General features: G+C 28.8%; 18 protein-coding genes and 1 riboswitch. Of the genes, 16 read left to right on the plus strand and 2 right to left on the minus strand.

Annotation, left to right across the window (positions count from 1 at the left end; all coding sequences use genetic code 11):
- Positions 1-206 precede the first annotated feature (206 nt).
- The 10 genes from I2H23_RS01685 to I2H23_RS01730 all read left to right on the plus strand — a co-directional run bounded on the left by I2H23_RS01685 (position 207) and on the right by I2H23_RS01730 (position 14,417).
- The gene (locus I2H23_RS01685) at positions 207-1,604 is read left to right on the plus strand and encodes a sigma-54 interaction domain-containing protein (protein ID WP_092926753.1); all 1,398 of its coding nucleotides are present in this window, start codon (positions 207-209) and stop codon (positions 1,602-1,604) included.
- A 270-nt stretch (positions 1,605-1,874) separates the two neighbouring features.
- Positions 1,875-2,939 carry a 2,4-diaminopentanoate dehydrogenase gene (gene ord, locus I2H23_RS01690; protein WP_195580918.1) on the plus strand — a complete coding sequence of 355 codons (1,065 nt, stop codon included), beginning with the start codon at positions 1,875-1,877 and terminating at the stop codon, positions 2,937-2,939.
- Between the two features lie 84 nt (positions 2,940-3,023).
- Positions 3,024-3,335 carry a 2-amino-4-oxopentanoate thiolase subunit OrtA gene (gene ortA, locus I2H23_RS01695; RefSeq protein ID WP_092926749.1) on the plus strand — a complete coding sequence of 104 codons (312 nt, stop codon included), beginning with the start codon at positions 3,024-3,026 and terminating at the stop codon, positions 3,333-3,335.
- Positions 3,325-4,743 carry a 2-amino-4-oxopentanoate thiolase subunit OrtB gene (gene ortB, locus I2H23_RS01700; RefSeq protein ID WP_092926747.1) on the plus strand — a complete coding sequence of 473 codons (1,419 nt, stop codon included), beginning with the start codon at positions 3,325-3,327 and terminating at the stop codon, positions 4,741-4,743. Before ortA ends, ortB begins: the two co-directional genes overlap by 11 nt.
- A 127-nt stretch (positions 4,744-4,870) precedes the next feature.
- On the plus strand, positions 4,871-5,245 hold the full coding sequence (locus I2H23_RS01705; RefSeq protein WP_092926745.1) for an ornithine aminomutase subunit alpha: 375 nt from the start codon (positions 4,871-4,873) through the stop codon (positions 5,243-5,245).
- A complete protein-coding gene (gene oraE / locus I2H23_RS01710; RefSeq protein WP_092926743.1) occupies positions 5,239-7,455 on the plus strand; it encodes a D-ornithine 4,5-aminomutase subunit OraE in 2,217 nt (738 codons plus the stop codon). The genes I2H23_RS01705 and oraE overlap by 7 nt, the downstream gene beginning before the upstream one ends.
- 2 nt (positions 7,456-7,457) lie before the next feature.
- Positions 7,458-8,849: a GlmL-related ornithine degradation protein gene (locus I2H23_RS01715; RefSeq protein WP_092926741.1), complete on the plus strand. Its 1,392-nt coding sequence runs from the start codon at positions 7,458-7,460 to the stop codon at positions 8,847-8,849.
- Positions 8,834-9,928 carry an ornithine racemase Orr gene (orr, locus tag I2H23_RS01720; protein ID WP_195580919.1) on the plus strand — a complete coding sequence of 365 codons (1,095 nt, stop codon included), beginning with the start codon at positions 8,834-8,836 and terminating at the stop codon, positions 9,926-9,928. Before I2H23_RS01715 ends, orr begins: the two co-directional genes overlap by 16 nt.
- A gap of 171 nt (positions 9,929-10,099) precedes the next feature.
- Entirely contained in the window at positions 10,100-12,250 is a 2,151-nt protein-coding gene (locus I2H23_RS01725; RefSeq protein ID WP_166505055.1) for a YhgE/Pip domain-containing protein, read from the plus strand.
- Between the two features lie 16 nt (positions 12,251-12,266).
- Entirely contained in the window at positions 12,267-14,417 is a 2,151-nt protein-coding gene (locus tag I2H23_RS01730) for a YhgE/Pip domain-containing protein (protein WP_195580920.1), read from the plus strand.
- A gap of 302 nt (positions 14,418-14,719) precedes the next feature.
- Here I2H23_RS01730 and I2H23_RS01735 read toward each other — a convergent pair whose 3' ends face one another.
- Positions 14,720-15,832, minus strand: a complete 1,113-nt coding sequence (locus I2H23_RS01735; RefSeq protein ID WP_195580921.1) for a DEAD/DEAH box helicase — start codon at positions 15,830-15,832, stop codon at positions 14,720-14,722.
- A gap of 358 nt (positions 15,833-16,190) precedes the next feature.
- A riboswitch (TPP riboswitch) is annotated at positions 16,191-16,287 on the plus strand.
- Positions 16,288-16,437: 150 nt separating this feature from the next.
- Here I2H23_RS01735 and thiD point away from each other — a divergent pair.
- The 6 genes from thiD (at position 16,438) to I2H23_RS01765 (ending at position 21,774) form a co-directional block, all read left to right on the plus strand.
- Positions 16,438-17,244: a bifunctional hydroxymethylpyrimidine kinase/phosphomethylpyrimidine kinase gene (thiD, locus tag I2H23_RS01740; RefSeq protein ID WP_092926731.1), complete on the plus strand. Its 807-nt coding sequence runs from the start codon at positions 16,438-16,440 to the stop codon at positions 17,242-17,244.
- 16 nt (positions 17,245-17,260) lie between these two features.
- Positions 17,261-18,046: a hydroxyethylthiazole kinase gene (gene thiM, locus I2H23_RS01745; protein WP_195236924.1), complete on the plus strand. Its 786-nt coding sequence runs from the start codon at positions 17,261-17,263 to the stop codon at positions 18,044-18,046.
- Positions 18,046-18,729 (plus strand): thiaminase II, encoded by a 684-nt coding sequence (gene tenA / locus I2H23_RS01750; protein ID WP_166505059.1) that lies wholly within the window; start codon positions 18,046-18,048, stop codon positions 18,727-18,729. Before thiM ends, tenA begins: the two co-directional genes overlap by 1 nt.
- Positions 18,717-19,340 (plus strand): energy-coupled thiamine transporter ThiT, encoded by a 624-nt coding sequence (thiT, locus tag I2H23_RS01755; RefSeq protein WP_092926725.1) that lies wholly within the window; start codon positions 18,717-18,719, stop codon positions 19,338-19,340. Before tenA ends, thiT begins: the two co-directional genes overlap by 13 nt.
- Before the next feature lie 29 nt (positions 19,341-19,369).
- On the plus strand, positions 19,370-19,984 hold the full coding sequence (thiE, locus tag I2H23_RS01760) for a thiamine phosphate synthase (RefSeq protein ID WP_092926723.1): 615 nt from the start codon (positions 19,370-19,372) through the stop codon (positions 19,982-19,984).
- 134 nt (positions 19,985-20,118) lie between these two features.
- Positions 20,119-21,774 (plus strand): sensor histidine kinase, encoded by a 1,656-nt coding sequence (locus I2H23_RS01765; RefSeq protein ID WP_166505061.1) that lies wholly within the window; start codon positions 20,119-20,121, stop codon positions 21,772-21,774.
- Between the two features lie 35 nt (positions 21,775-21,809).
- On the opposite strand, the gene nhaC is transcribed toward I2H23_RS01765, so the two are convergent.
- Positions 21,810-23,216 (minus strand): Na+/H+ antiporter NhaC, encoded by a 1,407-nt coding sequence (gene nhaC / locus I2H23_RS01770; RefSeq protein ID WP_092926719.1) that lies wholly within the window; start codon positions 23,214-23,216, stop codon positions 21,810-21,812.
- Positions 23,217-23,364: the final 148 nt, after the last annotated feature.

Here is a 23,364-nt window from a genome sequence, read left to right on the forward strand (position 1 = left end):
ATACCTACATCAAAAATAGAAAGATATTTTATAACACATATATAAATAATTGAAATAATATAAAATTATATATCTAATAAATATATTTGATAAAAAAGGAAAATAGGGTGCAAAAGTTAAATTCTTAAAAGTATGTTGTAATTTTAAGAAAAAGTTTGATACAAAAAATTTTTATATTATAAAATAGATATTTAGGTGGAGGGGCTATGCAAAATAATATATATAAAGAAGTTATAGAAAAAATAATAGAAAGCATAGATGAAGGTATACATTTTATAGATAAAAATGGAAAAACATTAATATATAATAATGCTATGGCAAAATTAGAACATATGAATAAAGAAGATGTATTAAATAAATCTTTCAAAGATGTATTAAAAAATATGGAAATAAAAAATAGTACGCTACTTAAGGTTATTAGAAATAAAAAAGAGATAAAAGATAATGTACAAAAATACTTAAACAAAGATGGAAAAGAAATAACTACTATAAATACGACAATACCAGTTGAAATTAATGGGGAGCTAATTGGCGCATTAGAAGTTTCAAAAGATATGACTCAAATTCAAACATTATCAGAACAGATTATAAAATTAAATGATATTAAGGAAAATAATAGAAAAAATAAGACAAAAGAAGGATATAATTTTAGCGATATAATAGGTGAAAGTGAATGTATAAAAAAAGCAATTAACATATCAAAAAAAGCAACTAAAAGTGATGCAACAGTATTTATATATGGGGAAACAGGAACAGGAAAAGAACTTATAAGTCAATCTATACACTATGAAAGTAAAAGAAGAGACAAACCATTTATAGCACAAAATTGTGCGGCACTTCCCGAAAGCTTATTAGAAGGAATACTATTTGGAACTGTAAAAGGAGGATTCACAGGTGCAATAGATAGGCCAGGTTTATTTGAACAAGCTAATAAGGGTACAATACTTTTAGATGAAATAAATTCTATGCCACTTCAACTTCAAGCAAAGCTACTTAGGGTACTTCAAGAAGGATATGTAAGAAGAGTTGGAGGAACAAAGGATATACCAGTTGACGTAAGGGTAATAGCTACAACTAATGAAAATCCTGTAGATATATTAAATGAAGGAAAACTTAGGAAAGATTTATATTACAGATTAAATGTAATTTATATAGAAATCCCACCACTTAGAGAAAGAGGTGAAGACATTATATTGCTTGCAAATAAATTTATAAAAAAATATAATTATAAATTAAATAAAAACTTAATTGGTATATCTGAAAAGGGAGCTAAGGTACTTAAAAATCACTTTTGGCAAGGAAATGTAAGAGAATTAGAAAACACTATATATTCTAGTATGAGTCTTATGGAAAATGAAGATGTTTTAGATGAAGATATGATAAATATAAATGAATATAAAACCAATTTATCAGAAAATACATATATAATAGATATAGGCTCAAAGCCTTTAGATTGGATAATAGGAGATATAGAAGAACGATATATACATGAAGCTTTAGAAAAATCAGGAGAAAATGTAACAAAAGCAGCTGCTATACTTGGAATAACAAGGCAAAACCTTCAGTATAAAATGAAAAAATATAATATAAGAATTAATAGATAGTATAAGAGCAAAAAATTTTGCAGTACATGCAAAATTTAATGCTCTTTTTTCATTTTCAAACCTATTGATATATATAATCTGTATGAGGTATCAAAAGTTTTATGATTAATATAAAATTCTTGCATGTAAAAAAGGAAAGATACCTTATGTATAAAAAACGACGGGGATAAAAATAGATAAATTTTTAAAAAATAGGAAAAATTAAAAAATTGGCATTATCCTTGCTTTGTATATAAAACATAAAAAAATAAATATAAGGGGGAAGTATATATGAGAAATATAAAAGTTGGAATATGGGGATTTGGAGCAATGGGAAGTGGAATGGCAAAAATGTTACTTAAAAAAAATGGAGTAGATATAGTTACAGTTTGTGATATGCATCCAGAAAGAGTAAATAAAAGTGTATATGATGTACTAGGGTGTGAAAGAGGAGAAAGGCCAGAAGTTATAATAAAGCCTGATTATAAAGAAGCTTTCACTGATGAATGTGCAGATGTTGTGTTACTTGCAACTGACTCATTCACTAAAGGAGCATTTGATAAGATAAAATACATATTAGAAAGAAAAATAAACGTTATATCAACAGCAGAAGAAATGTCTTATCCAAAAGCACAAGAACCAGAATTAGCTAAAGAATTAAATAGGATAGCTAAAGAACATGGAGTAAGTGTACTTGGTACAGGAATAAACCCAGGATTTGTACTTGATTTACTAATACTTGCTTTAACTGGAACTTGCGAAGAAGTAGAGTATATAAAGGCTGCTAGAGTAAATGACTTATCTCCATTTGGTAAAGCAGTTATGATAGAACAGGGGGTTGGAGTTACAAAAGATGAATTTGAAAATGGCGTTAAAGATGGATCAATAGCAGGTCATGTAGGTTTTCCTGAATCTATAAACATGATAACACATGGTATAGGATGGAATTTAGAAAAAGTAGAGGAAACTAGAGAACCAATAATGAGTAGTGTATATAGAAAGAGCGAGTACGCTGAGGTAGAAGCAGGAAATGTTGCAGGTTGTAGACAATGTGGATATGGATATGTTGATGGAAAAGTTAAAATAGAAATGGAACATCCACAACAAATATTACCTCACTTAGAAGGGCAATCAACAGGAGATTATGTAACTATAAAAGGTACTCCAAATATAAATTTACAAATAACTCCAGAGATACCAGGAGGGATAGGTACTATAGCAATGTGTGTAAATTCTATACCACATGTTATAAATGCAATACCAGGACTTAGAACAATGCTTGATATACCTGTTCCAAGAGCAATAATGGGCGATATGAGAGAATTAGTTAATTTAAAAGAAACTGTTAAGGCTTAAATATAAATTTATAAATAAAGAATATAACAAACCAATACTAGTAAATTAATTTTACTAGTATTGGAAAAAAAGGAGAGTAGATTTATGGATGCTAAGCGTGGAAATTGGGTAATAATTCACAACATAGTATTAGAATCTAGCCAAAGGGCGCCACAAGTTCCAGATGATACAAAATTACATCCTCTTGAAATGTGGGTTAAAGGATTTATAGAAGAAGATGCTAATATTGGGGAACTAGTCAATATAAAAACTATAACAGGAAGAAATGTAAGTGGAAAATTACTAAAAGTAGAACCATATTATGAACATGATTATGGAAAGTGTATACCAGAATTACTTCAAATAGGTTTACAGGCAAGAAATATACTATTTGGAGGTGAAGAAAATGAAAGATAATAGTTATAGTGCTGTAATGAGTAGAAAAAATGAAATAATGAAAAATGCAATAGGGATAGACTATACAAAGTTTGAAAACGAAGGAATATCCTTTGATTATGAAAAAATGATGAAAGAAACAGGATATTCTTTAAGCGAAATAGAAAAAATCCAAGGAAATTTCGCAGTAGGAAATACTCCATTAATAGAGCTTAAAAATATAACTAAACTTGCTAGAAAAGTATCGCCAAAGGGAAAAGGTGCAAAGATATTTGTAAAAGATGAAGCATGTAATGCATCTGGAAGTTTTAAAGCAAGACGTGCAGCAACAGCAGTATATCATGCTAAAAAGATGGGATATAAGGGAGTAATTGCAGCAACTAGTGGAAATTATGGAGCAGCAGTTGCATCTCAAGCAGCTATGCAAGGCCTTAAATGTATAATAGTTCAGGAGTGTTATGACAGTAATGGAATAGGTCAGCCTGAAATAATAGAAAAAGCAAGAAAATGTGAAGCCTATGGTGCAGAAGTTGTTCAATTAACTGTAGGACCTGAGTTATTTTATACATTTTTAACATTATTAGAAGAAACAGGATATTTTAATGCATCACTTTATTCTCCATTTGGGATAGCTGGTGTTGAGACATTAGGATATGAAATAGCTATGCAGTGTAGAGAAAAATTAGGAAAAGATCCAGATGTAGTAGTATGCACTAATGCAGGGGGAGGAAATTTAACGGGAACAGCTAGAGGACTAAAAAAAGCTGGGGCTACAGATGTTAAAGTAGTAGGTGCAAGCGTCAACCTAAAAGGACTTCATATGGCTAGTGATACTCAATTTAATAAAAAATCATTTACTACAGGGCACACTGGGTTTGGTATACCATTTTGTACTTGGCCAGACCGTTCAGATGTACCAAGGTCAGCTGCAAGACCACTAAGATATATGGATAGATACTTAACAGTAAGTCAGGGGGAAGTATTTTATATGACAGAACTACTAGCACAACTTGAAGGTATAGAGAGAGGTCCAGCTGGAAATACATCTTTGGCAGTAGCATTTAGTTTAGCTAGAGAACTAGATGAAGACCAAATAATAGTAGTTCAAGAAACAGAGTATACAGGAGCTGGAAAACATATAAATCCACAACTTACATTTGCGCGTGAAAATGGGATAGAAATTAAGTTCGGAAATCCACAAGATGAAGTTTGTGGAGAAAATTTAATATTACCATCACATCCAAGTATGATAAAAGCAGTTGATTTGGATATGAATAAGATAAAAAAATCTTATATAAAAAATGCAATAAAAAATAATAATGTAAGTAAGTTAAATAATGAAGATATAGAATTTTTAGCTAAAGATTGTAAGTGTGATATAGAGTTTGTAAAAAAGGTTGCTAATGAAGTACTAGTTAAAGGGAAATAGCCTTACATACTAATTATTTCACTTATCATGATTAGTTGGTATAGAGTGTAAAAAACTAAAAATTAGGGTTTAAAATTATAATATAGAGATTCATAAATAGAAAGTAATAGAGAATAGGGGGAGACGTATGAAAAAGAGAAATGATGATTTTAATGAAAGAAGAGTTCATCTAGCAAATTTAAGTGATGAAGAATTAAAGAATAGATTTTGGAGCTTAGCAAGTGAAATAGTTGAACCGATGATAGAACTAGGAAGAAAAAATACCACACCATCAATAGAAAGATCAGTACTACTAAGAATGGGATTTTCTTCTTTAGAAGCTAAAGAAATAGTAAATGGTGTACTTGAAAATGGACTTATAGGAAAAGGTGCGGGGCATGTTGTTTATAAATTTTCCAAAGAAAAAAATATAAGTGTTCGCGAAGCTGGTCTTATGCTTATAGAAAATAAGTATTGGGATGAAGCAGTTAGTTTATTTGCGAAGGAGGGAGCACAATGTTAAAAGAAAATAAAAAATTAGATATAGAATATATATTAAAAGATCTAGAAAATTATAGACCAAAAAGAAGAGGCTGGACATGGAGAGAAAATGAAAAAGATTTAGAAATGGGACCTTTTAAATATAAGGATTGTTCAGCACCTTTAAAAGAAAGTGTAGCACTTCCTTCAGCTAAATACTTTAATAATATAGACCCTCAACCTAATGCAGTTATAACAACAGAAATAGCATCAGGAAGATTTGAAGATGATATAAGAAGAATGAGAATGGCAGCACATCATGGAGCAGACCATTTAATGGTTATAAGAACGGCTGGTCAATCTCACTTTGATGGATTAATAGAAGGAACACCACAGGGAATAGGAGGAGTTCCTATAACAAGAAAGCAAGTTAGAGCACAAAGAAAAGCTCTTGATTTTATAGAAGAAGAAGTTGGAAGACCAATAAACTATCATTCTTATGTAAGTGGAGTTGCAGGACCTGAGGTTGCTGTAATGTTTGCAGAAGAAGGAATAAACGGAGCTCATCAAGACCCACAATACAACGTATTATATAGAAATATAAATATGATAAGATCATTTGTTGATGCTTGTGAAGCAAAAAATATAATGGCTTTTGCTAATATGGCTCAAATAGATGGAGCACACAATGCAAATGCAACAGCTAGAGAAGCTTGGAAGGTTATGCCTGAACTTATGGTTCAACATGCACTAAACTCAGTATTCTCAGAAAAAGTAGGAATTAATAAAGACAATATATGCCTATCAACAGTACCACCAACAGCACCTCCAGCACCATGTTTAACACTAGACCTACCTTATGCAGTAGCTTTAAGAGAGTTATTTAGTGACTATAAAATGAGAGCACAAATGAATACTAAATATATGGATTCATCAACTAGAGAAGCAACAGTAACTCATGTACTTAACTTATTGACTTCAGTTTTAACAAGAGCGGATATACAATCTACTATAACTCCAGACGAAGGAAGAAACGTTCCTTGGCATATGTACAACATAGAAGCTTGTGATACTGCAAAACAAGCACTTGTTGGTATGGATGGACTTATGGATATGATAGAACTTAAAAAAACAGGTCCACTTAGAGATAAAGCAAGAGAGTTAAAAGAAAGAGCAGTATTATATATGGAAGAAATATTAGAAGAAGGTGGATATTTCGAAGCTGTTGAAAAAGGATTCTTTGTTGATTCTGGTAACTACCCAGAAAGAAATGGAGACGGAATAAGTAGAAAGATAAGAGAAGGAGTAGGAGCAGGAAGTGTATATGAAAGAGATGAAGATTATCTAGCTCCAGTTACAGCTCACTTTGGATACAATAATGTAGCTCAATATGATGAAACTTTAGTAGATAATCCTTCTAAGTTGATAGATGGATGTACTTTTGAAGAACCTGATAAAATAATATATATAGATGAACTAGATGATATGGATAATGTAAACGTAAGACTTAAAGAGGTAGAAGAATTTAGAAATTCTACTAAGATAAAGCCAGAAATGGAATGGTGTGCAGATGGTACAGTAATGCTTACTATGATGCTACCAACAGATAAGAGAACTGCTGAATTTGCAGCTATAGAATTTGCTAAGAAAATGAATCTAGAAGAAGTAGAAGTTATCCACAGAGAAGTTATGCATAGTGCAGAAGGAACTAGAATAGAGTTAAAAGGTAAAGTTCCATTTAGCATAGATATAGCTAAACTTGATATACCAGAAGAGCAAAAGGTAATGACAGATGATGAAATAAGAGAAGATATAGAAAAAATGCCTATGAAGATAGTTTGTGCAACAATAGGAGAAGATGAACACTCTGTTGGACTTAGAGAAGTTATAGACATAAAACATGGTGGTATAGAAAAATATGGTATAGAATGCCACTACTTAGGAACATCAGTACCAGTTGAAAAATTAGTAAATGCAGCAATAGAGTTAAATGCAGATGCTATACTTGCATCAACTATAATAAGTCATGATGATATACACTACAAAAATATGAAAAAATTACATGAATATTGTGTAGAAAAGGGAATAAGAGATAAGGTAATGGTAGCAGCAGGAGGAACTCAAGTAACGCCTGATATAGCAGTTGAAAATGGAATGGATGCTGGATTTGGAAGAAGTGATAGAGGGGTTAACGTAGCTACGTTCTTAGTTGAAAAAAGAAGAGAAAAATTAGCACTAGAAGGAAATAATTAAACATGAAAGTAGATGTATTAGTTGCTGAAATAGGCTCTACAACAACTGTTGTAAATGCCTTTTTCGGCATACATACAGACAGTCCAAAATTTATTGGTCAAGGTCAAGCACCAACAACTGTATTTGAAGGTGGAGATGTAAGAAATGGACTAAATGGAGCAATAGATGATTTAGCTAAGAAGTTAGGAGTAGACAGTATAGAATATAATGACTTTTTTGCTACATCTAGTGCAGCAGGTGGTCTTAAAATGACTGTTCATGGACTTGTATATGATATGACGGCTAAAGCTGCCAAAGAAGCAGCACTTGGAGCGGGAGCTGTTATACATAAGGTAACAGCGGGAAAACTAAGAAGAACGGATTTAAAAGAAATAAAAGAGATAAGCCCTAATATAATACTTATAGCTGGTGGGGTAGACTATGGAGAGCGAGATACTGCAATTTATAATGCAGAATTAATAGCAGGACTTAATCTAGGAATACCTGTTATATATGCTGGAAATATTGAAAATATAGAAGAAATAAAATTAATATTTGAAGATACAAACTATAAGCTATATATAGTTGACAACGTATATCCTAAAATTGATTATCTAAATATAGAACCAACTAGATGCGTTATACAAAATGTATTTGAAGAACATATAACTAATGCGCCGGGTATGGAACATATAAAAGAATTAGTCAATTCTCATATAACGCCAACACCAGGGGCTGTTATGGAGGCATCAAAGCTACTTAGAAAAAATATAGGAGATTTGATGGTTATAGATGTAGGAGGTGCAACTACTGATATACATTCTGTAACAGAAGGAAATGATGGAATAAGTAGAATACTTGTAAATCCAGAACCAATAGCTAAAAGAAGTGTTGAAGGTGACTTAGGAGTTTACGTTAATATGAGAAATATAGTAAATACCATAGGAAAAGAAAATCTACAGGAAGAATTAAGTGATATAAACTTAGATGAAGTTATAGAAAATTATTTACCAATACCGAAAACTAAAGAACAAATAATTTTAGTAGAAAGACTTACTAAAGAAGCAGCTCTTCGTGCCACTAAAAGACATTCAGGAATTATAAGGAGTATATATTCTACTAGTGGTAAAAGTAGGATAGCTGAAGGTAAGGACTTAACAGAAGTTAGATATATTGTAGGAACTGGTGGTGCTTTAACTAGGCTTCCTAACAGAGTTAAAATAATGAAAGAAATACCTAAAAACAACAAAAATAAGGACTTATTGTTTCCAAAAGAAACTGTAAAGGTATTAGTAGATAATGACTATATAATGGCATCTCTTGGAGTATTATCTAAAAAATACGAAGATGCAGCTCTTAAGCTTATGTTAAAGAGTTTAAATTTTAAGGAGGAAACTTTGTGTATCCAAGATTAGAAATAAATATAACTAAACTTAAACACAATGTATGTAGGCTTAAAAGTATATTAAATGAAGAGAACTTAAAAATGGCTATAGTAACAAAAGCATATTGTGCAATTCCTGAAGTCGTAGAAGAAATAAGTAACGAATATGTAGATTATATAGCTGACTCAAGAATTAAAAATTTAAAGAAACTTCAAAGTCTAAAACTTCCTAAAATATTACTTAGAATACCAATGATAAGTGAATCAAAAGAAGTTGTTAAATACTCAGATATAAGTTTTAATTCTGAAATAGAAACTATATATAGATTAAATGAAGAAGCTAAAAACATTAATAAAGTTCATAATATAGTTTTAATGGTCGATTTAGGGGATTTAAGAGAAGGATATTTTAATGAAGAAGAGCTATGTAATGTAGTAGATAACGTATTAAACCTAAAAAATATAAAACTTATAGGGATAGGCACTAATTTAACTTGCTATGGAGCTATACTTCCATCACAGGAAAATTTAGGAGGGTTAGTAAAAATAGCTAAAAATATAGAAGATAAACATAATATAAAATTAGAATTTATATCTGGTGGAAATTCAAGTTCTATATATTTACTTCAAGAAGGAAAACTGCCAAAAGGTATAACAAATCTAAGACTAGGAGAAGCCATACTTCTTGGAAAAGAAACTGCATATGGAAACTTCATAGAAGAAACATATCATGATAGTTTTAAATTATATTGTGAAATTATAGAAATAAAAGATAAACCGTCAATGCCAATAGGAGAAATAGGTAAAGATGCCTTTGGAAAAGTGCCTCATTATGAGGATAAGGGTATAATGAAAAGAGCAATAGTTGGCATAGGAAAGCAAGATATAGATATTGAATCAATATTTCCAACTGATGAAAATATACAGATAATAGGTGCAAGTTCTGACCATATGATACTAGATATAACAAATAGTGAAAGTATATATAATATAGGAGATATACTAGGGTTTGTAGTTACTAGCTATGGTGGAATATTAACAGCTTGCACAAGTAATTATGTAGAAAAAAAAGTAGTATATAACTTAAGTACTCAAATACAACTTGTATAGGTAAAAAGCTATCTTTAAAGATAGCTTTTTTTATAATATTTTATATAAAAATGGCTTTTAAGTTTATAGAATAAGTATATTTATGATTTTAAAAAAATTTAATTATAACGTGAAAAGTGATATAATACTACATGAAGTATGTTTAGGAATCAAACTAAAATGGAGGTAAATATGAAAAATTCCATTAAAATTTTTAAAACAGATATGAAGAATCTAATTAAAAATCCTATAGCTCTAATAATAGTGATAGGATTATGCTTCATACCATCGTTATATGCATGGGTAAATATAAAAGCTTGTTGGAACCCTTATGAAAATACTAGTACAGTTCCAATTGCTATAGTAAATAATGATAAGGGAACGACTCTAGATGGCAAAAAATTAAATGTTGGAGACGATGTCATAAGTGAACTTAAGAAAAATAAGGACATTGGATGGAAATTCGTTGACTCTAAAAAGGGTAATATGGGTGTATTAGATGGAAGCTATTATGCAATGATAGAAATACCTAGCGATTTTTCAAAGGACTTAACTAGTGTTACAAGTGGAAAACCTATAAAGCCAACCATTATTTATAAAGTAAACACTAAATCAAATCCAGTAGCAGGTAAAATAACAGAGGTTGCTGAGGAAACACTTGTAAATGAGATTAATTCAAATTTTATAGCCACTGTAAATAAAACTTTATTCTCTTCATTAAATACATATGGAAAAGATATTGAAGATAGTAAAGATAAAATATTAGAATTAAAAAAAGCTGTGATAGGTTTAGATGAACACATGGATATTATTAATTTTATACTTGATAGTGTCAATAATAATTCTGAGAACTTAGCTACATATTTAAAAAGTATACAAAGTACACTACCACAAGTTACAGGTGGGCTAGATGCAGTATCTAATAATAATATGAATACAAGTAAAAATATAGAAAACATAAAAGATAATTTAAATAGCTCATTTAATGGTATTAAATCAACTTTAAACCAGATTAATAATGAAAATAATCAGACAAAGGATATAGTAAATAGTATTAGTCATAATTCTGGTAATATTTCAAAAGCAGATGTTGCATCAGCGATATCGCAGATAAATAATCAAATTAATAGTACTAAAAACCAAATAGATTCAATTATTAAATATTTAGAAGAATTTAATGAAGTTAAATCTAATAAAAATATAAATAAATTAATTAATGAATTAAATATAATAAAAGATGAATTAAGTAAACAGCAAGAAAACATAGGGAATCTTAAAAATCAACTAAATGGATCAATAGAATCTATGAAAGATACATTAAACTCTATAAATTCAACTGCAAGTAATTTATCAAGTAATGTAAATAATGCAATAAATTCCTATGATTCTAAGGTTAGACCAGCACTAAACAATACTGCGGATAGTTTAGTAAATGCAGCTAAAAATGCAGCTACATTAGTAGATAGCTCAAAGGGATTAGTTCAAGCTTTAAATGATATGCTAGGGTATGTATCTAAAGGGAGTAGTTTAACTGCAGAAATGTCTAAGGATTTAGACTCTAAATTAAATCAATTTAAAGATACTATACATATATTAAGTACAGAATTAAAAAAAGTTAGTGATAATGATTTAAATTCTATAATATCAATACTTCAAAGTAAGCCACAACTTATGGGAAATTATATATCTAATCCATTTAATTTAAAATCAGAACCAATATATCCTATTGAAAATTATGGATCTGGTATGGCACCTATATATACAACACTTTCACTATGGGTTGGAGGATTAGTACTTACATCACTTCTTACAACTGAAGTGGATAAATTTAAAGAATTAAGTATAAAAGAAAAATACATTGGAAAAATGATTACATTTGTATTTTTAGCAATGATACAAGGTTTTATAGTAGGTCTTGGAGATAAATTTGTACTTGGCGTTCAAACTGAAAATCTAGGACTATTTATATTTACTACAGTACTTTCATCAGCAGCATTTGCAATTATTTTATATACATTGGTTTCTCTATTTGGGAATATAGGAAAAGCAATAGGTATAGTGCTTATGGTTATACAAATTGCTGGATCTGGAGGAACTTATCCTATACAAGTAGACCCTTTAATATTTAGAATAATGCAACCATTTTTCCCATTTACATATACACTAAGCAACTTAAGAGAAGCTATAGCAGGTCCACTTTTAAGTACAGTTATGTTTAATGTGTCTATACTTATAGTGTTTGGAGTAGTAACTATACTTATAGGATATTTACTTAAAGAAAAGCTTAATAAATCAGTTAGAAAATTTGAAAAAGAATTTAAAGAATCTGGTTTATCAGAATAATTATAGAGGTGAACATATGAAAAAGATTTTTGAAATTTATTTAAGAGATTTAAAAAATATATTAACTATTAAGTCAGCCTTTATAATAATCGGAGGGCTTTGTTTGATACCATCGTTATATGCGTGGGTTAATATAGAGGCTTGCTGGAATCCTTATTCAAACACGGGAAATATTCCAGTAGCTATAGTAAATCAAGATGAGGGAACTTCCGTTGATGGAAAGTTTATAAATGTAGGTGATGAAATAGTTAAAGAGCTTAAAAAGAATAAAGACATAGGGTGGCAGTTTGTAGATGAGTGGCAAGGAAATTATCAGTTAAATGAAGGAAAATTTTATGCATTAATTGAAATACCACCTGATTTTTCTAAAGATTTGTCAACACTTACAACGAAAGACCCTCAAAAGCCAAATATTATATATAAGGCTAATGAAAAAGTTAATGCAATAGCTACTAAAATAACAGATGTTGCTAAAAATAAGTTAGTAGAAGAAATAAAAGCTAATTTTGTTGATACTTTAAATAAAGAAGCTTTTTCATTTTTATCAACATTAGGAGTTAAGTTAGAAGACAATAAACCGCAGATAATAGAATTAAAAAATGCTTTAGATAGTACATATAATAATTTAGAGAAAATAAATAATTATGTAAAAGAAGCAAATTCTCATGCAAATACACTTAAAAAGTATTTAAATAATACAAAGGGAAATCTTCCTCAGATAAAAAAAGAAATAAATAGTCTTCAAGATGTAGTAAAAAATAGCAAAAATTTAGTATTAGCTACAAAGGATAGTGTGAATAATGCATCAGAAAATATGAATAATAATATGAATACTATAAATAATATAAATACTAAATTACAAAATGAAATTGATAATTTAAAAAATATAAATGATGGTTCTTCAATTGAAAATGTAGAAAATACGATAGAGTCGGTATTAAAATTGATATCAACTATGGAAAATACGATAGATAAAGTTATAAGTGATCTTGAAAATATAAATAGCAAACATGAAAGTTCTAAGACACAAAATATAATAGATTCACTTAATACTTTAAAAACTATACTTTCTTCAGAAAAAGATAAATTAAGTGAGTTAAAATCAGTAATTGAAAGTGGTGGAACTAAAGAACAAATAGATGAACAACTTAATTCTTTATCAGGATTAGAAAATTCATTTAACAATAAGTTAAATTTAACAAATACTATATTTACTTCTGATGTATCTAATGTTTTAGATAGTGTAGGAGATGCTATGATTTCTAGCTCTTCTGATATAAACAACATATTAGAAAGTATAAATGTTATAATACCTCAAATAGATGCACTTTCTACTTATGGAATATCAAGTAGTGATGTTTTTGTAAAACAAGCAGGTAATATATCAAAAGAACTTAATAAGTTTGAAGATGATTTAGATAAGTTAGTAGAAAAAACTAAGATATTAACAGATAAAAATTTAGACAAGTTAATTTCAATATTAGATAAAAATTCAAAAGAGATAGCATCTTTTATATCATCACCTGTTAATGTTAAGACAGAAGAGTTATATAAGGCAGGTATATTTGGAGTCGCTTTAATGCCATTTTACTCAGTACTTGCAATATGGGTAGGAGCACTTTTATCTACATCACTACTTACAACAGAGTGTGAAGAATTAGCGGGAGAAAAAACTAATTTAGTTCAAAAACATTTTGGTAAAATGCTTACATTTATGACAGTATCATTAATACAGTCTTTAATAATTGCAACAGGTAATATATTTATATTTGATAAGCCTGTTAGTATACCTTTAATGTATTTATTTACTATAGTATCTTCTATACTATTTACTACAATTATATTTACATTAGTTTCTTTATTTGGGAACTTAGGTAAAGCTATAGCTATAGTTATTATGGTCTTCCAAATAGCAGGTTCTGGAGGGATATATCCTATACAAACTAACCCTAAGATATTTGAAATATTACAACCATATTGGCCATTTACTTATGCTATAGATGGATTTAGAGAAGCTATAGCAGGACCTAGCATGAGTGCTGTATATTATGATTTATCTATGTTAGCAATATTCTTTGTAATATTTATATCATTAGTCATATTTAAGAAAACTTTCCATAATATAACTGAATTTATGAATGATAAGTTTAAGGAGTCTGGTTTATAGTTATAAATAATGGTAATTATTTAACAAATAAATATTGAATAGCATTTCCATGACTAGTAAAATAATAATCATAATAAACATTAAGGAAGTGACAATATGAACAAGGATTATTATTGCCCATACTGTAAATCTAAATTAGATGTACTAGATGGATGAGGTACTATTAATTATTATTGCATGGAGTGCAATATGCTTATATCTAGAAAGAAGATATTGACTAAAGAAGAATTAGAGAATATTGATATAGAAAATAAAAATACCTAAAGGAATAATTCCTTTAGGTATTTTTATTAACATTACTATTAGTTATTATCTATTTCTCTTCTTGGGATAGTATATTGAATAGCATTTTCAATTTGCTCTAAATATCTTTCATCTTTTGGGGCAACAAATAGACAAGTATAACCTTTTTCACCAGCTCTACCAGTTCTACCAATACGATGTATGTAGTCTTCTGAAGTTTCTGGTATATCATAGTTATATACATGAGTAACACCAGTAACATCAATACCTCTAGATGCAACATCAGTAGCTATAAGATATTGTATATCTGCATTTCTAAAAGATTTCATAATTCTTTCACGTTTTGATTGAGGGATGTCGCTGTGAAGTTTAGCACAATTATACCCTCTTTGACAAAGTGCTTCATCTAAAGCATCTGCTCTTCTTTTGGTTCTACAGAAGATTATAGCTAAAAAAGGATTATCTTTATCAAGTACAGAACATAGTGCATCTTGTTTTCTTCTATCTGTAGTTTCTACAACTTCTTGATTTATATTTTCAAGTGTTATTTCTTCTTTTTCTATAGATACAACAACAGGATCAGTCATATATCTATAAGCTAATTTTTTAACTTGTGAGTTCATAGTAGCGGAGAAACACAATGTTTGACGCTTTTTAGGAACTTCCTTTAATATAGCTTCAACTTCATTTTTAAATCCCATAAATAACATTTGGTCAGCTTCATCTAGTACAAAAGTTTTTAACTTACTAAGATTTACAGTTTTTCTATCTAAGTGATCTAAAAGTCTTCCTGGTGTAGCTACTATAAGGTGTATATTTCCCTTTAACTTTTTTAATTGACCTGCTATATCTTTTCCACCATAAGCTGATAATACATTTATATTCTTACCTTTTGAAAGTTCAATGGCTTGTTCAGTTATTTGAATAGCTAGCTCTCTTGTTGGTGACAATATAAGTGCTTGAACATAATTAGCGTTTGGATTAATATTTTCAAATATAGGAAGTAAAAATGCTAGAGTTTTTCCCGTACCAGTTTGAGCTTCTGCTATAACATCTTTTCCAGACTTTATAAATCCAATACTTTCTTTTTGTATAGGTGTAGGAGAGTTAATTCCCCTATTTTTTAGTACATTTACTAAATCTTTACTAATTCCAAGTTCTTCAAAATTCATTATATATTACCTCTTAATATCTTTATAATTTGAGCAACGGATTTGACCGAAATAGTTTGCCAACACGTTGCTTAAAGCATTAGTGAACGTTATATCGTTGCGACATAGAAATAGTTATCCTGAATATCGCTTAAACGAAGTAAACTTTTTATTTATATTTTCCGTATTAATAAATAATATCATATAGTTATAATTAATACTAATAATATTATTTATTAATATAAAATATTAATGTTAGTTTTATATATTAATGGGTATTAAATAAATGTTAGTATTTATAAATATACAGAAGATTTTATAAATTATAATTAAAGTTGATTTATTTAGATTATAGAAATATACTATAAGTATAAAATAAAATATTTGCTAGGGGTGCCGAAAGGCTGAGAGACGAAACGTTAACCCTTGTACCTGATCTGGATAATACCAGCGTAGGAAAGCTTGATAATATATTATTATATTATATATTAAATTAGAAATTAAGGCTATATTCCAATGTTGGGGTATAGCTTTTTAATTGCAAAAATATATGATATTGAAGTTAATTGAGGAGATAACAAGCTTTAGCAAATTAAATATTTAATAAATAAAAGGGAGAAGATCATATGAAAAACTACAAAATACCTACACTGACAATAGCAGGTTCAGACTCGTCTGGTGGAGCAGGTGTACAAGCTGATTTAAAAACATTTAGTGCAATAGGAACTTATGGGATGAGTGTTATAACAGCTATAACAGCCCAAAATACTAAAGGTGTATTCATGGTAGAAGATTTAAGCAAAGAGATAATTAAAAAACAAATAGAAGTTGTATTTGATGATATACGTCCAAAATCTTTAAAAATAGGTATGGTATCTAGTGAAGAAATAATAAAAGAAATAGCAAAAACTCTAGATAAATACAAACCAGAAAATCTAGTTATTGATCCGGTAATGATATCAAAGAGTGGATATTCACTACTTAAGCCAGAAGCTAAGCAAAGTATGATAGAGTATCTTATACCAATGGCCTACATAATAACACCAAATACACCAGAAGCAGAAGAAATAACAGGTATTAAAATAGACAATGTTGAGGATATGAAATTAGCAGGTCAAAAAATATTAGAATTAGGTCCGAAGTTTGTACTTATGAAGGGGGGACACTTAGACGGTGATGCTGTAGATATACTTATAGGCAAAGATATATTTAAAGTATATAAGAGTGAAAGGCTATATAGAAAAAATACGCATGGAACAGGATGTACACTATCTTCAGCAATAGCTGCACACTTAGCATTAGGATATGATATATGTGAAAGCGTAAAAAGAAGTAAGGAGTATATAACAAACGCAATAAGATATAGTTTTGATATAGGAAGTGGAGTAGGACCTGTTCATCATTTCTATGAAATAGAAAATAAGAAAATATAGTATTGGGGTAGAGAATATGTATAGTTTAATAAATAAAGTTAAAGAAATTAATCCATTAGTACTTCATTATACTAATGAAGTAACTATAAATGATTGTGCTAATATAACATTGGCACTAGGAGCGAGTCCTTTAATGAGTTTTTCATATGAAGAAGTAGAAGAGATTGTTCAGGTAGCAAGTGCAGTGGTTATAAATATAGGTACTATGAAATCTTCTAACTTAGAATTATTTTTACAAGCAGGTAAAATGGCCAATAAGTACAATAAACCTGTTGTACTTGACCCAGTAGGGGTATTTGCTACAAAAACTAGGGCAAATTTTGTAAAAAGATTATTAAATGAAGTAAGATTTACTGCAATAAAAGGAAATGTAGCTGAGATTAAATATATAGGTGGATTTGATGTTAAAGGCAAGGGTGTTGACTCTTTTGATGATGACAAAAATATTGATGAGGCTATAAAAAAGATTGCTAACAAATTAGAATGTGTAGTTTGTGCAACTGGAAAAGTAGATAGTGTAACTGATGGAAATAGAATAATTAAAATATATAATGGAACACCTAAGTTAAAGTATATAACTGGTACAGGGTGTATGTGTGCTAGCTTAATGGGATCATATCTTGGGAGTAGTGATAAAACTTTAGAGGCTATCTCTATGGGGATAATGACGATGAGTTTATGCGGACAGCTAGCTGATAAAGAAAATATATCTATAGGAGACTTCAAAGTTGAGCTTATGAATAATATATATGACCTAGATGAAGAAAAGCTAAATAAATTTGGAAAGGTTGAGGTTATATAATGAAATTTACAGATTATTTATTTGAAGAAGTTAAAAATATATGGCAAGAATACTTAGAACATCCATTTATAAAAGAACTAGGAGAAGGTACTTTACCTAAAGAGAAATTTAAAAATTATTTAGTACAAGATTATTTATACCTTAAAGAATTTGGTAAAGTATTTGCAATGTGCTTAATAAAGTCAAAGACTATAGAGGAAATGAACTTTTTCAGTAGAGCCATAAGTGCATCGATAGAATATGAAACAGCAGTACATGTTAGTTATATGAACAAATTAGGAGTACCACCAAAAATAGCAGAAACATGTAAATATGAAATAACAACAGATAATTATACTAGTTATATGCAAGCTATAGCCTTAAAAGGAAATTTAAGAGAAATTGTAATCTCTACAATGCCTTGTAACTGGAGCTATAATTATATAGGACACTATCTACTAGATAATTACAAAGAGACATTAGAAGGAAATTACTACAAAGAATGGATAGATATGTACTCTGAAGGAAAATTTGACGAGAATCTAAGGGAGTGGTTAGATTATGTTAACTATTTATGTAGAGATATAAGTAATGAAGAAAGAGAAAACTTAAAAGAAATATTTATAAAATCAAGTTTACATGAATTAGAATTTTGGAATATGGCCTATAAAGAAACTAAGGAGGGAGACTTATGTCTAGTTTAAATAATATATTAGGAATAGTTATATTAATCGTTAGTATAGGATGGTTTTGCTTGTATCTAAAAGATATGAAAAATAGAAAATTAAGCACAAAAGAAATAGTACTAATCGGTATGTTTTCAGCAATGTCTTATATACTTTCTATGATTCAATTTATAAAATATCCTCAAGGCGGGGGAATAACTTTATTTTCAATGTTACCTACAATGCTACTTGCTATACTTTACGGTAAAGAAGTTGGGATAACTGCAGGTTTAGTTTTTGCTTTAATAAAGTTAATAAGTGGACCAACAATAATACATCCAGCTCAGTTTTTATTAGATTATATACTTCCAATGATGGTACTAGGGTTAGCAGGAATATTTGGAAGAGATAAAAAACTTAATATATTTGCAGGATGCATATTAGCAACTAGCCTTAGTGTTTTAATGTATATAATATCAGGAGTATTATATTTTGCACAATATGCACCTAAAGGAATGAATCCTATAGTATATTCATGTGTATATAATATATCAAGTGCAGGTGTAGAAGGATTATTAACTAGCATATTAATATTATTTATACCTATAAAGAGGTTTAGTAAGGTTTTAAATATATCAATTAGCCAATAAATACTAAAAAATTAATATAGGAGATAAAGATGAGAGAAAAATTAAAATTATATTTAGTTACAGACTCAGATATTTTAAAAGGTAGAGATTTTTATGAGTCTATAGAAGAAGCATTAAAAGCAGGCGTAAAAACAGTTCAATTAAGAGAGAAAAAAGCATCAGGAAAAGAATTTTTAGAAAAAGCTTATAAATTAAGAGAACTTACAAAAAAATATAATGCAATTTTTATAATAAATGATAGAGTAGATATAGCAATGTTAGTAGGTGCAGACGGTGTTCATATAGGACAAAGTGATATACCATGTAGTGAAGTTAGACATTTAATAGGGAATGATAAGATAATTGGGGTATCTACTCAAAATCTAGAATTATCACTTAAGGCAAAAAATGATGGTGCAGATTATATAGGTGTAGGATCAATGTTTACTACAACTACTAAATTGGATGCAAAACATGTGAGTATAGAAGAATTAAGAAGTATAAAAGAAAATATAGATATACCAATAGTATGTATTGGTGGTATAAATCTATCTAATATATCTGCTTTAAAAAATGAAAATATAGATGGATATGCAATAGTATCAGAGATATTAAAATATGATGATATATATGGTCAAACTAAAAAATTTATGGATGTTATATAATATAAAAAAAGAAGATGCTTTTAAAAGTATCTTCTTTTTTATTATAAATTAAACTCTAAAAAGGTAATACAATTCAAGGAAATTGCCTAAAAGTGTAGAATACTTATTAAGGGTTATATTTGGGGGAGATAAGAATGAAAGAGTTTTTTAATAATTTGAGTGATAGTATATTTATATTAGATAAAGATTTTAATATAATATTTTGTAACAATAAGTTATTAGAGTATATAAATGAAAAAGACATTAATTCCTTAAACATAGATATAAGTAGTAAAGTAAAAATAGAAAAATTAGAGTTTAAAAACTACTTCGATATAGGTATAAAACTAAATACATCAAATGGAGAATTTGAATTAAGCACTAATATAACTAAAACGAAAGATAATGGTACATATATATTAGTAAGAGATATAACTGACAATAATATAGATAATATGGTAATTAATATAGATAACAATAGAAAAAGGGAGTTTAAAAATTCAGAGAAATTAATATATGATATGAGTGCTATTTTAGATGAAATAAAAAAAGACAGCGATATATATAAAATCTTAGAAAATATAGATTTAGAAGGTACTATAATTAACTTTATAGATGAAATAAAAAAAGTAGAATTTATAAAAAAGGATTTGGAGGTATTCTTAAGTATATCTGCAGATGTAATAGGAGCTATAGATAGAAATGCTTACATTAAACTTTTTACAAAAGAATGTAATAAAATAACAGGATTTAATGAAGAAGAATTAACATCAACTAGTATAATAGATAAAATATATGATGATCATAAAGAAGAATTTTTAAATATCTTAAGTTTAAAGGATGGAAATGTAAAGGTAATAGAAAATAAAATGATATGTAAAGATAATAGCTATAAATGGCTGAGATGGCACTTAAAATATATAAAAGAAAGAGATATCATAGCATTTTCTGTAAGAGATATAGATAAAGAAAAAGAAGATGTAGAAGCTAGGCAAAAATTAGAGCAAAATATATATTTAGAGTCAATGAAAAATGAATTTTTCGCAAATATATCCCATGAATTTAAGACACCGCTTAATATTATGCTTGGAATAATACAGTTAATAGATATTAATATAGTAAAAGAAAATATAAAATTTAATGATAAGATAGATTTAGAAAATTATATTAAATTATTTAAGCAAAACCTATATAGGATACTAAGATTGGTAAATAATATCATAGATATAACAAAAATAGATGCAGGATATTATGAATTAGAGCTTGGAAACTATAATATAGTAAATGTAGTAGAAGAGATAAGTTTATCTGTAACTCCTTATGCTAAAAATAAACAAATTGATTTGGTATTTGATACAAACTGTGAGGAAATGATACTTGCATTTGATCCAGAAAAAATAGAAAGAATACTTTTAAATTTATTATCTAATTCTATTAAACATACAAGTATTAATGGATGTATTTATGTGAATGTAGAAAGCAAAGGAGATAGAGTGTATATATCTGTTTGTGATAATGGAGAAGGTATAGATAGTAATAAATTACAAAGTATATTTGAAAGATTTACACAGGTAAAGAGTAATATAGCAAGTAGTTATGAAGGTAGTGGAATAGGTTTATCACTAGTTAAATCTTTAGTAAATCTTCATGGCGGAGATATAAGTGTAAAAAGTGAGGTAGGAAAAGGTAGTAAGTTTGAATTTTATTTACCAAGCAAGTTAGTAAAAAGCAAAACAAATATAAAGAAATTTATATCAGAAAATAGTAAGATTGAAATGTGTAATATAGAATTTTCTGATATATATAGATAAAAGCATCCATATGGATGCTTTTATTTTTTAGTATTTTATTTATTTACTTCTTTTTTAGGGATTGTAGCTATTTTAAATTTAATTGCTATCAAAAATAGTGAAACAATAGGATTTATTAAGTTTAAGAATGCATATGGAAGATAGGCAAAAGTACTAACTCCTAATGTACCATAGATGTAAGCTCCACATGTATTCCAAGGAACTAAGGCAGAACTCATAGTCCCACTATCTTCAAGCGCTCTTGATAGCATTTTAGGATGAAGACCTCTTTTTGCGTATTCATCTTTAAACATTCTTCCAGGTATAACTATAGATAAATACTGTTCACCAGCTACTGTATTAGTCATTACACATGTAACCATAGTTGAAAAAACAACTCCAAATGTACCTTTTGCAAATTTAAGTAAAGCTGAAGCTAAAGCCTCTAACATACCAGTTTTTTCAAGTATTCCACCTAAAGCTAGAGCAGATATTGTTAAAGAAACAGTACTCATCATATTCATTAATCCGCCTTTAGATAATAATTCATCAACTTCTGCAACACCAGTATTAGAAACAAAACCAGTATGAGCTGCACTTATTATATCTCCAACTGATGCACCTTGAAATACTATAGCAAATACAAATCCTAAAATAGCACCAAATATAAGCCCAGGTATAGCAGGAACTTTAAATATTACCAGACCAATAACCACTATTGGAGGTATAAATAATATAGGTGATAGAGTATTAAATGAACTAGCCAAAGTATCTCTTATTAAATTAATATTAGACATGTCTAATTCTTGTCCTCCATATCTCATACCTATTATACTGTAAAGTACAAGGCATATTAAAAGAGAAGGTATAGTTGAATAAAGCATATAATTTATATGTTCAAATAAAGTAGCACCAGCCATAGCAGGAGCTAAGTTTGTTGTATCTGATAGAGGAGAAAGTTTATCTCCAAAATAAGCACCTGATATTATTGCTCCTGCAACTATAGGTGCTGGAATTTGAAGACCTTGCCCAATACCTAAAAGAGCAACTCCAACAGTTCCCATAGTACTCCATGATGAACCAGTAGCTAAAGAAACTATACCACAGATAATAGTAGTAGCTGCTAAGAATATTCCTGGAGATAAGATTTTTAATCCCCAATAAATCATAGATGGAACAACACCACTAATTATCCAAGTTCCAATAAGCACACCTATTATCATTATGATAAGAATAGCCTGCATGGCCATTTTTATAGAAGAAAACATGCTTTCCTCTAATTCGCTCCACTCAAATCCAAGTCTGTAAACAGCTACTAAGCCAGCGACTATAGCTCCACCGATTAAAGGAACATGAGGAGAAGCTCCGTATTTAAATATAGATATACCTAGAAATAAAGCTAAACATACAATTGGTATTAATGCATCAACTAAGGTAGCTTGCTTTTTTTCTCTTTTACTCATAAAATAAAAGTCCCCCTTAGAAATTTATAATTTTCACTAGAAGTAAATAAAAATATGATTACAATTAAATAAAGCAAATAATATGCCAGATGTATATGATAATAAATAAAAAAGTATTATATATGTAATTAATTAGAAAATTATCTAA

It is taken from the genome of Romboutsia sp. BSD2780061687b_171204_C1 (genome assembly GCF_015560225.1).
Taxonomy (GTDB): Bacteria; Bacillota; Clostridia; order Peptostreptococcales; family Peptostreptococcaceae; genus Romboutsia_C; species Romboutsia_C hominis.

Bases quoted from the DNA above. Each gene is read 5' to 3' on its own strand.
- I2H23_RS01685 (WP_092926753.1), top strand. From the start codon at position 207: ATGCAAAATAATATATATAAAGAAGTTATAGAAAAAATAATAGAAAGC.
- ord (WP_195580918.1), top strand. From the start codon at position 1,875: ATGAGAAATATAAAAGTTGGAATATGGGGATTTGGAGCAATGGGAAGT.
- ortA (WP_092926749.1), top strand. From the start codon at position 3,024: ATGGATGCTAAGCGTGGAAATTGGGTAATAATTCACAACATAGTATTA.
- ortB (WP_092926747.1), top strand. From the start codon at position 3,325: ATGAAAGATAATAGTTATAGTGCTGTAATGAGTAGAAAAAATGAAATA.
- I2H23_RS01705 (WP_092926745.1), top strand. From the start codon at position 4,871: ATGAAAAAGAGAAATGATGATTTTAATGAAAGAAGAGTTCATCTAGCA.
- oraE (WP_092926743.1), top strand. From the start codon at position 5,239: ATGTTAAAAGAAAATAAAAAATTAGATATAGAATATATATTAAAAGAT.
- I2H23_RS01715 (WP_092926741.1), top strand. From the start codon at position 7,458: ATGAAAGTAGATGTATTAGTTGCTGAAATAGGCTCTACAACAACTGTT.
- I2H23_RS01725 (WP_166505055.1), top strand. From the start codon at position 10,100: ATGAAAAATTCCATTAAAATTTTTAAAACAGATATGAAGAATCTAATT.
- I2H23_RS01730 (WP_195580920.1), top strand. From the start codon at position 12,267: ATGAAAAAGATTTTTGAAATTTATTTAAGAGATTTAAAAAATATATTA.
- I2H23_RS01735 (WP_195580921.1), bottom strand. From the start codon at position 15,832: ATGAATTTTGAAGAACTTGGAATTAGTAAAGATTTAGTAAATGTACTA.
- thiD (WP_092926731.1), top strand. From the start codon at position 16,438: ATGAAAAACTACAAAATACCTACACTGACAATAGCAGGTTCAGACTCG.
- thiM (WP_195236924.1), top strand. From the start codon at position 17,261: ATGTATAGTTTAATAAATAAAGTTAAAGAAATTAATCCATTAGTACTT.
- tenA (WP_166505059.1), top strand. From the start codon at position 18,046: ATGAAATTTACAGATTATTTATTTGAAGAAGTTAAAAATATATGGCAA.
- thiT (WP_092926725.1), top strand. From the start codon at position 18,717: ATGTCTAGTTTAAATAATATATTAGGAATAGTTATATTAATCGTTAGT.
- thiE (WP_092926723.1), top strand. From the start codon at position 19,370: ATGAGAGAAAAATTAAAATTATATTTAGTTACAGACTCAGATATTTTA.
- I2H23_RS01765 (WP_166505061.1), top strand. From the start codon at position 20,119: ATGAAAGAGTTTTTTAATAATTTGAGTGATAGTATATTTATATTAGAT.
- nhaC (WP_092926719.1), bottom strand. From the start codon at position 23,216: ATGAGTAAAAGAGAAAAAAAGCAAGCTACCTTAGTTGATGCATTAATA.